The 13,248-nt window shown below is 65.0% G+C and carries 13 protein-coding genes and 1 tRNA gene; 9 read left to right on the top strand and 5 right to left on the bottom strand.

The window, feature by feature from the left end:
* The first annotated feature begins 189 nt into the window (after positions 1–189).
* Both EGJ22_RS05290 and rimI read left to right on the top strand, forming a co-directional pair.
* On the top strand, positions 190–975 hold the full coding sequence (locus tag EGJ22_RS05290) for a hypothetical protein (protein WP_029887539.1): 786 nt from the start codon (positions 190–192) through the stop codon (positions 973–975).
* Positions 972–1,427, top strand: a complete 456-nt coding sequence (rimI, locus tag EGJ22_RS05285) for a ribosomal protein S18-alanine N-acetyltransferase (protein WP_029887538.1) — start codon at positions 972–974, stop codon at positions 1,425–1,427. The genes EGJ22_RS05290 and rimI overlap by 4 nt, the downstream gene beginning before the upstream one ends.
* 27 nt (positions 1,428–1,454) lie before the next feature.
* Here the strand turns inward: rimI and EGJ22_RS05280 are convergent, their stop codons facing one another.
* The gene (locus EGJ22_RS05280; protein ID WP_029887537.1) at positions 1,455–2,372 is read right to left on the bottom strand and encodes a LysR substrate-binding domain-containing protein; all 918 of its coding nucleotides are present in this window, start codon (positions 2,370–2,372) and stop codon (positions 1,455–1,457) included.
* Between the two features lie 187 nt (positions 2,373–2,559).
* Here EGJ22_RS05280 and EGJ22_RS05275 point away from each other — a divergent pair, with 187 nt between their 5' ends.
* Positions 2,560–3,174, top strand: a complete 615-nt coding sequence (locus EGJ22_RS05275; protein WP_009686115.1) for a LysE family translocator — start codon at positions 2,560–2,562, stop codon at positions 3,172–3,174.
* A gap of 103 nt (positions 3,175–3,277) precedes the next feature.
* On the opposite strand, the gene EGJ22_RS05270 is transcribed toward EGJ22_RS05275, so the two are convergent.
* A tRNA-Met gene (locus tag EGJ22_RS05270) sits at positions 3,278–3,354 on the bottom strand.
* Between the two features lie 95 nt (positions 3,355–3,449).
* Positions 3,450–4,373, bottom strand: a complete 924-nt coding sequence (locus tag EGJ22_RS05265) for a FecR family protein (protein WP_029887536.1) — start codon at positions 4,371–4,373, stop codon at positions 3,450–3,452.
* Between the two features lie 191 nt (positions 4,374–4,564).
* Between EGJ22_RS05265 and EGJ22_RS05260 the strand changes: the two genes are divergently transcribed.
* The 3 genes from EGJ22_RS05260 (at position 4,565) to EGJ22_RS05255 (ending at position 7,264) form a co-directional block, all read left to right on the top strand.
* Positions 4,565–5,779, top strand: coding sequence for an MFS transporter (locus EGJ22_RS05260; protein ID WP_009686117.1), 1,215 nt, complete (start codon positions 4,565–4,567; stop codon positions 5,777–5,779).
* A 106-nt stretch (positions 5,780–5,885) separates the two neighbouring features.
* Entirely contained in the window at positions 5,886–6,023 is a 138-nt protein-coding gene (locus EGJ22_RS26060; protein ID WP_165944152.1) for a hypothetical protein, read from the top strand.
* 83 nt (positions 6,024–6,106) lie between these two features.
* A complete protein-coding gene (locus EGJ22_RS05255; protein WP_064314340.1) occupies positions 6,107–7,264 on the top strand; it encodes an MFS transporter in 1,158 nt (385 codons plus the stop codon).
* A gap of 73 nt (positions 7,265–7,337) precedes the next feature.
* On the opposite strand, the gene EGJ22_RS05250 is transcribed toward EGJ22_RS05255, so the two are convergent.
* Both EGJ22_RS05250 and EGJ22_RS05245 read right to left on the bottom strand, forming a co-directional pair.
* Positions 7,338–8,294: a FecR domain-containing protein gene (locus tag EGJ22_RS05250; protein ID WP_029887931.1), complete on the bottom strand. Its 957-nt coding sequence runs from the start codon at positions 8,292–8,294 to the stop codon at positions 7,338–7,340.
* Entirely contained in the window at positions 8,281–8,796 is a 516-nt protein-coding gene (locus EGJ22_RS05245) for a sigma-70 family RNA polymerase sigma factor (protein WP_009686121.1), read from the bottom strand. Before EGJ22_RS05245 ends, EGJ22_RS05250 begins: the two co-directional genes overlap by 14 nt.
* Before the next feature lie 170 nt (positions 8,797–8,966).
* Between EGJ22_RS05245 and EGJ22_RS05240 the strand changes: the two genes are divergently transcribed.
* From EGJ22_RS05240 to EGJ22_RS05230, 3 genes are read left to right on the top strand one after another with little or no spacing between them, the layout of a single operon-like run.
* Positions 8,967–9,593 (top strand): DNA-3-methyladenine glycosylase, encoded by a 627-nt coding sequence (locus EGJ22_RS05240; RefSeq protein ID WP_009686122.1) that lies wholly within the window; start codon positions 8,967–8,969, stop codon positions 9,591–9,593.
* Positions 9,594–9,646: 53 nt separating this feature from the next.
* A complete protein-coding gene (ada, locus tag EGJ22_RS05235) occupies positions 9,647–10,705 on the top strand; it encodes a bifunctional DNA-binding transcriptional regulator/O6-methylguanine-DNA methyltransferase Ada (RefSeq protein ID WP_029887930.1) in 1,059 nt (352 codons plus the stop codon).
* A 56-nt stretch (positions 10,706–10,761) separates the two neighbouring features.
* Positions 10,762–13,173 carry a DUF3772 domain-containing protein gene (locus tag EGJ22_RS05230; RefSeq protein WP_029887929.1) on the top strand — a complete coding sequence of 804 codons (2,412 nt, stop codon included), beginning with the start codon at positions 10,762–10,764 and terminating at the stop codon, positions 13,171–13,173.
* The last annotated feature ends 75 nt before the right edge of the window (positions 13,174–13,248 follow it).

The following is a 13,248-nucleotide window of genomic DNA, read 5'->3' as shown; positions in this document are numbered from 1 at the left end:
GGGGGCAGGGTTTCACCCCTTGGTCTGTAATGGGGGGATAACCTCATGTCACATGGGTGTATGGCGTGGTTTTTGTGGTGACAGTGAGATCGAGCGCCGCCCGCGCGGCGCTCGGTCTGATAGACGCTGCAAAAACCAAGGCGTACACGTTAGAATGCCCAACTGCCTCCACCCCTCGGACCCCGCCCCTTGCTCACCGAACCCCGCCGCCGCGCCTTCCTTTCCGCCATGCAAGTGGTGCACTGGCTGCCGCGCGCCGAACTGCCGTTCGCTGCGCCGTCGCGCCCCGAGTTGCTGCTGCCGGTGGCCCCGGTCGAGGACCTCGACTTCGATGTGCGGCCGGCCCCCCCTGGCAACGAAAAGCCAATCGCGCCCCAGGCGCGCTCCGCCGAGCGGCCCAAAATCGAGATCCCGCGGCCCGGCAGTGGGCCCAAGCCGGCGGTCAAGGCGGTCGAGGCCGAGGCGCAACCCGCACCACCAAGGCCGGCGCCGGTGCCACCGCCACGTTTCGCGCTGCAGTTGCTGCGCGCCGGCAGTTGCCTGCTGCTGGTCGAACTGGCCACCGGCCAGCCGTTCCAGAGCCGCGACCCTTCCTACCTGCTGCTCAAGGACATGCTGCGCGCCGCCGGGCTACCCGATGCACCGCAGATCATCGGCGAGCCGGTGCGCTGGCCGTTGCTGGTACGCGGCAACATGGACCAGGGCCCGGAGGCAGCGCGTGATTTTGTCCAGGGCTTCGTCCAGGCGCGCCTGGAAGACGCGCCCTGCACCTGCCTCTGGCTGGTGGGCCTGCCAGCGGTGCGCTTTGCCGCCAACGCCGACGCCCAGGCCTACTATCAAACCCTGAAGCTCGACGGCCTGGGCGACGCCTGGGTCTTGCCGGGCCTTGAACTGTTGATGGACGAGCCGCAGCGCAAGGCGGACGTCTGGAAAGCCATGCGCCAGCTGATGGCGCGCTGGAAGAGCGTTGAATGAGTGACTCGATCAGTTTTCGCCCGATGACCGAGGCGGATCTGGATGCCGTACTTAAGATCGAATATGCCGCGTTCAGCCACCCCTGGACCCGCGGGATTTTCCAGGATGCGCTCAAATCCTACGAAGTCTGGCTGATGTTCGATGGCGAGCAGCAAGTGGGCCATGGGGTGATCAACGTGATCATCGACGAAGCGCACCTGCTCAACATTACCGTCAAACCCGAGAACCAAGGCTGCGGCCTGGGCCTGCGCCTGCTGGAGCACCTGATGGCCCGTGCCTACCAGCTAAATGGCCGCGAATGCTTCCTGGAAGTGCGCGCCAGCAACCAGTCGGCCTACCGCTTGTACGAGCGCTACGGCTTCAATGAAATCGGCCGTCGCCGTGACTATTACCCCGTGGCGGGTGGCCGTGAAGATGCCCTGGTGATGGCTTGTACCCTGCTTGAAGACTGACCCTGCGTGCTGCCTGGTTAACATCGCCTAGCGCGGCTGCCCCGGCACCGGGGGTGCCGGGGCGTCAGGCTGCAACAAGCCCAAATGAGCCAGACAGGCGTGACACTCTTCCATGACCCAGCCTGTGAAGCGCTGGCGCTTGCCACCATCGTTCAACGGCTGGGGGCTGAGCAGGTGGTAGGCCGAGCCATCGCGGATAAACCCGAACGGCGCCTGCAACTGCCCGCTGTCGAGTTCGTCTCGCACCATCAAGGCAGAGGCCATGGCCACGCCCAAACCGGCGCTGGCAGCCTGGATCGACAGATAGAAATGCTCGTAGTCGCTGCGTTCGCAGTGCCGCGCCCGTTGGCCGCTGAGGCGCAGCCAAGTGGGCCAGGCAGCGGGGCGGGTGGTGCTGTGCAGCAGGCGTTGGCCGTCGAGCCGGAACCCGGCGCTGGGGCGGCACACCGGGCCGACCCACTCATCGCAGACCTTCTGGTTGAACAACTGGTTACCCCAATGGAAGTCGTCACGGCGGATGGCCAGGTCGACGCCGCCGCGGGCGAAGTCCAGCGGACCGCCAGCGGCTACCAGGTGCAACTGCAGATCGGGGTGGGCTGCATGGAAACGCGGCAGCCGCGGGATCAGCCAGCGCATGGCGATGGTCGGTTCGCAGGACAGCACCAGCACATTGTCGCGGGCCTGGTGTTGCAAGCGCTGCACGGCGCCTTCCAGTTGTTCGAAGATCGCCTGGGTGGTGCCGTGCAGCGCGCGGCCGGCGGCGGTGAGAAAAATGGCCCGGTTGCGGCGCTCGAACAGTTCTACGCCAAGGCTTTCTTCGAGCAAGCGCACTTGCCGGCTGACGGCGCCGTGGGTGACGTGCAGGTGTTCGGCGGCGCGCACGAAGCTTTCGCTTTGGGCGGCGCTGTCGAAGTAGCGGAAGGCGTTGAGAGGGGGCAGTTTCATGGCAGTTCTCCAAGCCGGCACTGCAGCGTTGGGCAGCCTGCACAATCACACGCTGGCTGGAGCAGGCGCTAGCTATCTGTGACTGAAACTATCAGATTTACGCCACGATAAATCGATTTTTCCTGCACCGTAAGCTCGCGATAATCCTCGGTCTGTGCATTTTCATCGCCTATCGAGAGCTATCCCCATGACCGAACTCGTCGCCGTCGCCGTATTCACCCTGCTTGCCGTCATCAGCCCCGGTGCCGACTTCGCCATGGTGACCCGCAGCAGTTATGCACAAGGCCGCAAGGCCGGGCTGGCTGCCGCAGTGGGGATCGCCTTGGGGGTCCAGGTGCACGTGCTATACACGGTACTGGGCATTGCCGTGATCATCAGCCAGAGCCCGATGCTGTTCCTGGCCATGAAGGTGGTGGGCGCCGGGTATCTGATCTACCTGGGGTACAAGTCGGTCACCAATACCCGGCGCATCAGCCTTGAGGGTGGGGCGCCTAACAGTGCCTCGGTGCTGCAAGCCCTGCGCACGGGGTTTTTGACCAACGCACTGAACCCCAAGACCATGTTGTTCGTGGTCAGTGCCTACACCCAGGTCGTGCAACCGGGCAGCTCGTTGCAGCTGGCATTTGCCTATGGTGCGTTCATGTCGTTCGCGCACTGGCTGTGGTTCAGCCTGGTCGCGGTGTTTTTTTCCAGCACTGCCTTGCGCAAGGCCATGATCGACCGCCAAGTGCTGGTGGACCGGGTGATCGGCGTGGCGCTGATCGGGCTCGGGTTGACTGTGGCAGTGAGCGGCATCCGCTGACGCCCAAGGGGCAAGAAGGAGTAGCCCCGGGGCTGCTTTAGATGCGGCAGTTCTCGCAGGCAAAGAAAAAGGGCTTACCTTGCGGTAAGCCCTTCGTCTTGTTTGGTGGCTACACAGGGACTTGAACCCCGGACCCCAGCATTATGAATGCTATGCTCTAACCAACTGAGCTATGTAGCCGATGGCGCGCATTATTCTCTTGAACGCCCCCCCTGTCAACACTCATTTCAAAAAAAATTTGCACGCTTTCAAAAACTTAGCGGCCAGGGCCGGTTCTAGCGCACCATAAGCCAGTGCCCGAGCACGCCTTGTAGCTGCAGATGCTGGGCGGCGGCCAGGGATTGCAGGGTTTTCCCGGCGCGGTCGAGGTTGAAATCGCCGCTTACACGGCGATGGGCCAGTTGTTCATCCATAAGCCATACCCGCTGGCCCTGGTAGCTGGCCAGGCGCTCCAGCACCTGCCCCAGCGGCATGTCGCTGGCCTTCAGGTAGCCGCTGCGCCAACTGTCTACGGTTTTCAGGTCCGCTGGGCGTACCGTGCCGATGCGCGTGTCATCGAAGGTTACCCGTTCACCTGTCGAGACCAGGCGCTGCTCACCCCCCTGCACGACCATGGCCTTGCCACTGATGACCACCAGTTCGTCATGGTCGGCATGGCGGGTGACCTGCAGACGGGTGCTGAACACCTGGATGCGTGCGTTACCCACTGCCACCTCTAGGGCGCGCCCATCGAGCGCCACCTGCAGGTACACCTGGCCCTGTACCAGATGCAGCTGGCGGGTACGGCCGCGCAGGTCCACGTTCATCGCACTGGCGCTGTCCAGGCTCAAGGTCGTGCCATCGGCCAGGCGCGTGCTGCGCCGCTCGCCCACATCGGTGTGCAGCTCGCTGGCCAGGCGCTGCATCCACGGCCAGTAAAGGTAGGTAGCGGCGGCCAGGCCCAGGAGAAAGAACAGCGCCACCCATTTGCCCAGGTGACTGCGGCGCTCGCTTGGCGGCCGTGGGCGAGGGCGGGCGGGTGAGGGCTGCACCTGCTGCCAGAAACGCTCCAGCTCGGCATAGGCCTGGGCGTTTTCAGCGGCTTGGCACCAGGCCGCGAAGGCCCGGCGCTGGGCGTCGTCACAGTTGGGGTGGCGCAACGCCGAGAACCACTCGAGCGCTTCCTGCTCGGGGTCGGATTGCAGCTGTTTGGCGGGCATCGGGCTCATGGGTACGGTCTGCTCGCGAGTGGGGCCAGTGGGCCCAACGATGACAGGGGAAGTAGACAGGGATGCTAATTATATTGAGAACCATTTTCAAGAACGTCGCGACAGCGGGAAAAAAAGGTAGCTAAGTATCTATTTGTTTCCCGATAATCGGATCCCAAACCTGAGGACGGAGATTTAGGCAAATGGCCACCAGTAGCGCCTCCACCGCATCCAGCCAGGCACCGGCCAACCAGGCCACGCCGCTGGTGATGCGTATCATCGGTTTCTGCGCGCTGGCGCACCTGATCAACGACCTGATCCAGTCGGTACTGCCGGCGATCTACCCGATGCTCAAGGCCAATTACAACCTGAGCTTCGCCCAGATCGGCATGATCACCCTGACGTTCCAGATCACCGCCTCGCTGTTGCAGCCCTGGGTCGGCTTTTTCACCGACCGTCGGCCGGCACCGAACCTGCTGCCGCTGGGCACCTTGTGCACCCTGGTGGGGATCGTGATGCTGGCCTTCGTCGGCAGCTTCCCGATGATCCTGCTGGCGTCTGCACTGGTGGGCATCGGTTCCTCCACCTTCCACCCCGAAACCTCGCGTATCGCGCGGCTGGCCTCCGGCGGGCGCTTCGGCCTGGCCCAGTCAACCTTTCAGGTGGGGGGCAACACCGGTTCGGCGCTGGGCCCGTTGCTGGCGGCGGCCATCGTCATTCCGTTCGGCCAGACCCACGTGGCCTGGTTCGGCCTGGCGGCGTTGTTCTTCCTTGGCGTAACCCTGATGCTGCGTGGCTGGTACAAGGAACACCTTAACCAGGCCAAAGCACGCAAGGCGGTGCAGGCCACCCATGGCATCTCCCGCCAGCGGGTGATCGTGGCGCTGATCGTGTTGGGCTTGCTGGTGTTCTCCAAATACTTCTACATGGCCAGCTTCACCAGCTACTTCACCTTCTACCTGATCGAGAAATTCGCGGTATCGGTGGCGAGTTCGCAGTTGCATCTGTTCCTGTTCCTCGGGGCCGTAGCGGCCGGGACCTTCTTCGGTGGGCCGATCGGTGACCGTATCGGGCGCAAGGCGGTGATCTGGTTCTCGATCCTGGGCGTGACCCCGTTCACCCTGGCGCTGCCCTATGCCGATCTGTTCTGGACCACGGTACTGAGCGTGGTGATCGGCTTCATTCTGGCTTCGGCGTTTTCCGCCATCGTGGTGTATGCGCAGGAGCTCGTGCCGGGCAGCGTGGGCATGATTGCCGGCATCTTCTTCGGCCTGATGTTCGGCTTTGGCGGCATCGGTGCGGCACTGCTGGGGTACGTCGCAGACTTGCGGGGCATCGAATACGTCTATGGCGTCTGTTCGTTCCTGCCGCTGTTCGGATTGTTGGCGGTGTTCCTGCCCAATACCGGCAAGCGCTGATTTCGTCGGGGCCGCTGCATCCGGCGGCCCCTGCCGATTGACGACCGGACTGTCCTTGGCCTAGAGTGCCGCCACTTTCCCCTCCCACCTGCGTAGTAGCCAAGTAATGCGCCGTACCCCGTCACTGCCCAGCGCCCGCCAGCCTGCCCTTCAGGGCTTGCGCCATGCGTGGCCGAGCGACACGGTACTCAAGCGCCGCCGCAGCGTGCTGTTTGCATTCACCTTCTCGCCACACTTCGCCTGACCTGATCTGCGCGTTCGCGCCGCTGGCCACTTTGGCCTGCGCGCCTGTGTCTGCACGTTTTTCCGGTTTGCAAGGAGTGGTACATGAACATGCGTTTGCTGGCGGGCCTGTTGTTCGCCGTTTCGGTCGTGGGTTTCAGCCTGGGGGCGAGCCTGCCCCTGGTTTCGTTGCGCCTGCATGAAGCAGGGGCGGGCACCCTGGAAATCGGCATCATCTCGGCTATTCCTGCTGCCGGCATGATGCTTTCGGCGTTCCTGGTCGATGCCTGCTGCCGCCACCTCACCCGGCGCACCATCTACCTGCTGTGTTTCAGCCTGTGCACACTCAGCATCGCCCTGCTCGAAGCGGCCTTTGGCTCGCTGTGGCTGCTGGCGCTGCTGCGCCTTGGCCTGGGGCTGGGCATGGGTATCGCCATCATCCTGGGCGAGTCGTGGGTCAACGAACTGTGCCCGGAGCACAACCGCGGCAAGATCATGGCCCTGTATGCCACCAGCTTTACCGGCTTCCAGGTGCTCGGCCCGGCCATGCTGGCAGTACTGGGGGCGGACAGCCCATGGATCACTGGCGTGGTCACCGTTGGCTATGGCCTGGCCTTGCTGTGCATCGTGCTGACGGTGCCCAATGACCATGTGGCGCACGAAGAAGGCGAGAAAAGCTTTGGCCTGGCGGGGTTCTTCCGGGTGGCGCCGGCGTTGTGCATGGCGGTGCTGTTCTTCTCGTTCTTCGACGCCGTGGTGCTGTCGTTGCTGCCGGTATACGCCAGCAGCCATGGCTTCGCCGTGGGTGTGGCGGCGTTGATGGTGACGGTGGTGTTTGCCGGCGACATGTTGTTCCAGCTGCCGCTGGGCTGGCTGGCCGATCGGGTCGAGCGCACCGGGCTGCACCTGGTGTGCGGGCTGGTGGCGATGTCGATCGGTATAGGTTTGCCCTGGTTGCTGGACCTGACGTGGCTGTTGTGGCCGTTGCTGGTGGTGCTGGGGGCGGTGGCCGGGGGGATCTATACCTTGGCGTTGGTGCTGATCGGCCAGCGCTTCAAGGGCCAGGACCTGGTGACCGCCAATGCCAGCGTGGGCCTGCTGTGGGGCGTAGGCAGTTTGGTCGGGCCGCTGGTCAGTGGCGCGGCGATGGGCGTGGCGCCGCATGGCCTGCCAATGGCGCTGGCGCTGATGGCCGGGCTGTTCGTGTGCTTTGCCCGGCAGTCGTTTCGCGCTGAGGGCCGCCTGCGCGCGTTGGCGGACTGACGGCTTCGGAGTTGCTTCGGTCATAAATGGCCGCTTGGCGGCCCATCGCGGTACAAGGCCACTCCTGCAAGCGTCAGGCGGCTGCGATGCTGACCCAATACCGGGTATGGTACTCGATCCGCACCGGCAGGCTATGGCTGAGCAGGTGCAGAATGGCGCCGGTGTCGCTCAACTGGAAGGTGCCAGACACCATCAGGCTGGCCACTTCCGGCGCACAGCGCAGCAGGCCCGGGCGATAACGGCCCAGTTCGGCGACAAACTCGCCAAGCGGCATCTGCTGCACGCTGAGTACGCCGTCAGTCCAGCCCCACGGGTCACTGTGCAACGTTACGGCCTGGACACGGCCGTCGCGCCACACCTGCAAGGTCTCGCCCGGCCGTACTTGCCTGCGCAGTGCCGAGGCGGGGAACAGCGTGACCTGGCCACGGCGCACCGCCAGCAGCAGGCCCTGGCGGTTTTCACGCAGCAGCAACTGGCCGTCCAGGGTGACCAGCCGCCCAACCGGCGTTTCGATCAGGAACGGCCGGTGGTCGTTGGCGTTGCTCTCCAGGCTCACTTCACCGCGTAGCAGCGCCAGCTGGCGCTGTTCAACGCTGTAGTCCAGGTCGATGGCGCTGGCAGTGTTCAACTGGATACGGCTGCCGTCGCGCCCCTGCACCTGGCGACGCTCGCCGACGGCGGTGCTGTTGTCGGCCAGCAGCTGAGGTAAACCCAGTGGTTCACGCGCCGCCAGGCCCAGGCTGCCGCCGACGGCCAGCAGCGCCAGCAGCTTGAGGTGGCTGCGTCGGCTGCCACGCTGCTGCTGGCTGCTTTCCAGGGTGCGCCGGCTCAGGTCCTTGGGCAGCCCTGCCAGTTCGTCGCTGAGCAGGCTCACGCGCTGCCAGGCCAGTGGGTGATGCGGGTGGCTGGCCAGCCATTGCTCAAACTGTTGCCGGGTACGCGGGCAGGGGCTGTCGAAGCGCAGCTTCACCAGCCAGTCGATGGCCTGGTCAACCTGGGCTTGGGTGGGGGTGGCATCAGGCATCGGCATAGCGCAACCGGTAGCAGACGCCCAGGGCGCTGGCCAGGTCGCGCTCGATGGTCGCGCGCGACACGTGCAACTGCCGGGCGATCTGGACAATGCTCAAACCGTCCAGCTGGGCCAGCAGGAAGGCCTGGCGCGCCCGCGGTTTGAGCTGATGCAGGGCGCGGTCCAGGCGCGCCAGGGCATCGAGGATGAGTAACCGGGCCTCTTCGCTGGGCACTTCGGTTTCTGGCACCTGGGCCAAGCTCTGCTGGTACGCCCGCTCCAGTGCGCGTCGGCGGAACTGGTCGATCATCAAGCCGCGGGCAATGCTGCTCAGGTAGGCGCGCGGTTCTTTCAAAGGCGATGCCTGGCGCGCGCGCAATACCCGCACAAAGGTATCCTGGGCCAGATCGGCCGCATGTTCACTGCACCCCACGCGGCTGCGCAGCCAGCCACGCAGCCAGGCATGGTGGGACTGGTAGAGCAGAGCGACCTCGGCCGGTTTGAGCGTGTCGTTGATCTGCATCGTTGCCAAGGCCGGTCCCATGAGGTGTGCGAATGTGAACAGTTCTCAATTCTATGCGCGGAGGATGGCGCGGGGCAATGGTGGGCCAGGAATTAGCCGCGCAAGAACCGGCGTTCCCCCGATGAACGGCTGCGCTAAGCTGCACCTGCACTCGACTTGATGGAGCCGCCATGATTCTGGCCGACCTTTCCCCTGCGGCTTACCGCCAAGCCGGCGAATACCTGGCGGCGCTCGACCCTGACTGGGCGCGGCATGTCGCCGCGACCGGGCCATGCCTGCACCAGGCCACCCCTGGCCGCGAACCTTACGAGGCGCTGGTGCGCGCGATTGCCTACCAGCAGCTGCATGCCCGGGCAGCTGAGGCTATCCTGGGCCGGTTGCTGGCGTTGTTCCCGCAGCATGCGTTTCCGCCGCCCGAGCAGTTACTGGCCGCAAGCCCGCAAACCCTGCGCGCCTGCGGTTTTTCGGCGAGCAAGCTGGCGACTATCCAGGGCATTGCCCAAGCCAGGCTGGACGGCCTGGTGCCGACCCGCGAAGCAGCACTGGCCATGAGTGACGACGCCCTGATCGAACGCCTGGTAGCGCTGCGCGGGGTAGGGCGGTGGACGGTGGAAATGCTGCTGATCTATAGCCTGGAGCGGTCGGATATCCTGCCCGTCGACGATTTTGGCGTGCGCGAGGGGTATCGCCGCCTCAAGGGCCTGGACAAGGCGCCGACCCCGGCGCAGATGCGTTCGCTGGGCGGCGCCTGGCGGCCATACCGAACCGTGGCAGCCTGGTACCTGTGGCGCGCCTGAGGTTTTTACACCGCCAAGGCCGGAGCCGGCCGCACGAGTCTGGAAGCATAACAATGACCGCCTACACCACCCCCGACCAGCGCTGGGAAGCCGTCGAAGCCCGCGACCCCGCTGCGGTCGGGCACTTTGTTTATGCCGTGCGCACCACCGGCATCTATTGCCACCCCAACTGCAAGTCGCGGCTGGCCAAGCGCGGCAACGTCGAGTTCTTCGATACCCCTGCGTTAGCCGAAGCCGCTGGCTACCGTGCGTGCAAGCGCTGCACCGCTGGCGCCAAGCCCAGTGCGGCGCGCCATAGCCAGTTGGTCATCCGCGCCTGCCGCCTGATCGAAGCCAGCGACCCCAGCCCCAGCCTCGACCAGCTCGCTGCGCAACTGGCCGTCAGCCCGTACCACCTGCACCGGCTGTTCAAAGCCGAAACCGGCGTTACCCCCAAGGCCTACGCCACCGCTTTTCGCGCCCGGCGCCTGCGCGCGCACCTGGAAGATGCTCGGTGCTCGGTCACCGATGCCATCTACGACGCCGGCTACACCTCCAACAGCCACTTCTATGCCAGCGCCGACCAGCGCCTGGGTATGCGCCCCCGGCAGTACCGCGCCGGGGGCGCAGGGGCCACCATTCATTTTGCCCTCGGCCAGTGCTACTTGGGCGCCATCCTGGTGGCCCAAAGTGACAAAGGCATTTGCGCGATTCTGCTGGGCGACGATCCTGAAACCCTGCTGCATGAACTTCAGGATCAGTTCCCCAAGGCCCGGTTGATCGGCGGTGACCGCGGTTATGAGCAACTGGTTGCCGAGGTGGTGGGGTTCGTCGAGGCCCCGGCGCTGGGCCTGGGCCTGCCGCTGGATGTACAAGGCACAGCGTTCCAGGAGCGCGTGTGGCAAGCCCTGCGCGAGGTGCCGGCTGGCAGCCGCATCAGCTACAGCGACCTTGCCGAACGCATTGGCGCGCCCAAGGCGGTGCGGGCGGTAGCCCTGGCGTGTGCGGCCAATCGCATCGCCGTGGCCATACCCTGTCACCGCGTGGTGCGCCGGGATGGCGACATCAGCGGCTACCGTTGGGGCGTGGCGCGCAAGCAGCAACTGCTGACGCGAGAAACGGCACTCTCCTGATGCCTTGAAGCCGCGTAGAATCTCCCGCCAAATCGGATTGTAAAGAGGAATATTCGATGAGGCGTCTGAGCCTTGTTCGTTTTTGCCCTGGCCTGATGGCCATGCTGGCCCTGCTGCTGCTGCTCACCGGCCCAGCCGCGGCGGCCCCCGCCACGCCGTTGTCCAACCCGGCCAACGCCGCAGCCCCGGCAGTGGATGAAAACGCCAGTATCGAGCAATTGAGCGATAGCCTGGACCAGATTCGCCAAGGCGTCAGCAGTAACGCCAACGACGACCTGCTGTCGCAATTGCGGCTGGCGGCCATGCAGGTTCAGCGCCAGGCTGATGCCTTGAGTGCGCAGCGCACCACCGATGTGGAAAAGCTCGACGACAAGCTCAAGGTGGTTGGCCCGGCCCAGCCTGACGAGCCTGCGGCCCTGACCCAGCAGCGCAAGGCCCTGGAGGCCGAGAAAAAGGCCTTGGTCGCCCAGCAGGACCAGGCCACCAAGCTGACGCAGTCGGCCCGCGACCTGTCCACGCAAATCGTCAACTTGCGCCGTAGCCAGTTCAACTCGCAGATCACCAGCCGCGCCGCCTCGCCGTTGAGCCCGGCATTCTGGCAGAGCATCATCCGCCCAACCCAGGATGACGTGGCGCGCCTGCGCGACCTGCGGGGCGAAGCAGCCGTTGCCATTGGCAGCGCGTTCAGCCCCGAGCACCGCTGGCCGTTCATGGCCAGCCTGGTAGCGGCCATCCTGGTCTGGACCCTGGTGCGCCTGTGGATAGAGCGGCTATTGGCCCGTGCCATGGTCCGCTGGTTGCCCGAAGGCCGGCTGCGCCGCAGTGCCCTGGCGCTGGGGGTCAGCCTGGCAACACTGGGCACCATCGCCGGTTCGGTTTCCCTGCTGCGCTGGGGGTTGGAGAGCAATGCCGAACTGGGCAGCGATATCGCCAGCCTGGTCAACCACATCCTGGCGCTGGTGGTGTTCAGCGCGTTCATCGCGGGCCTGGGCCGTGCCATGCTGATGCTGCAGCGCCCGTCCTGGCGCCTGCCGGCCATTCACGACGAAGTGGCCAGCGCGCTGGGCTGGTTCCCCAAGGTGCTGGCCCTGGCACTGATGGTCATGATGACCATGGAGCGCATCAACACCGTGATCGGTGCCAGCCTGGCGCTGACCGTGGCGGTGAACGGCCTGACCGCGCTGGTAGTGGCGATGATCTTCGCCGGCGCGTTGCAGCGCTACCGCCGCACCCTGCGCAAGCTTGAACTGGAACGCCCCACCGGCCTGGGCGGGTTGATCCCGTTCGTGATGGTCATCTGGCTGGGGGGGATCATGCTGGCCATGGTGACCGGCTACCTGACCCTTGCCTACTTCCTTACGGCCAAGCTGCTGTGGGTCAGCCTGGTGATCACGTGCGCCTACCTGTTGACCAGCTTCTTCGGCGACCTGTGCGAAACCCTGCTGTCGCCACGCCAGCCCGGCGGCCTGGCACTGGCGTCGACCCTGGGGCTGGCGCCACGTCACCAGGCCCAGGCCAGCACCATCCTGGCCGGTATCGGCCGCACCGTAGTGCTGTTCCTGGCGCTGCTGCTGGCGTTGATGCCGTCGGGCACCAGCCCCAGCGAACTGCTGCTCAGCCTGGGCGACTGGGACGGTACCGGTGGCAAATTGCTGGGCAACCTGAACATCGTGCCGCAGGACATTCTGCTGGCGATGGCTATTCTGCTCGGCGGCTTGTTCGCCATCCGGGTGGTCAAGCGCTGGCTCAGCGAACGGCTGTTGCCGGAAACCGACATGGATGCCGGCATGCGTGCCTCGCTGGTCACCCTGGTGGGCTACCTCGGGTTCATTTTCCTGGCCATGCTGGTGATGTCGACCCTGCGCATCAACCTGACCAGCCTGACCTGGGTGGTCAGTGCCTTGTCGGTCGGTATCGGTTTTGGCCTGCAGCAGATCGTGCAGAACTTCATCTCGGGCCTGATCCTGCTCACCGAACGCCCGGTGAAGGTCGGCGATTGGGTCAGCCTGGCCGGCGTCGAGGGCGACATTCGCCGCATCAACGTGCGCGCTACCGAAATCCAGATGTCCGACCGCTCCACGGTGATCGTACCCAACTCGCAGTTCATCTCGCAGAACGTGCGCAACGTGACCATGGGCAACGCCCTGGGGGTGGTCGGCATCACCTTGACCCTGCCGCTGGATACGGATGCCAACCGTGTACGTGAGTTGCTGCTGGCGGCCTACCATGAACACGAGGCAATTCTGGACGCGCCCGCCAGCTCGGTGTCGTTCAAGGACCTGACCAGCAATGGCATGGTGATCGCGGTCAGTGGCTATGTGGCCGGGCCGCGCCAGGTGTCGGGTACCCGCAGTGACCTGCTGTTCACCATCCTTGGGCGGCTGCGTGACGAGGGTATCGCCTTGTCTTCGCCGCAGAGCATGGTGCTGGTACAGGAAGCTGCGCGCCCGGCTGACGAAGCGCCGTGATGCGCTTCATGCCAGTGGCACGCGACTAGATGAATGGCAGAAGCTGTCGAAAGGGGCCGCCAAACGGCCCCGCAC

The sequence above is a fragment of the Pseudomonas sp. p99-361 genome (assembly GCF_003935475.1).
Classification (GTDB): Bacteria; Pseudomonadota; Gammaproteobacteria; order Pseudomonadales; family Pseudomonadaceae; genus Aquipseudomonas; species Aquipseudomonas juntendi.
This window is presented reverse-complemented; position numbering and strand designations above follow the sequence as displayed.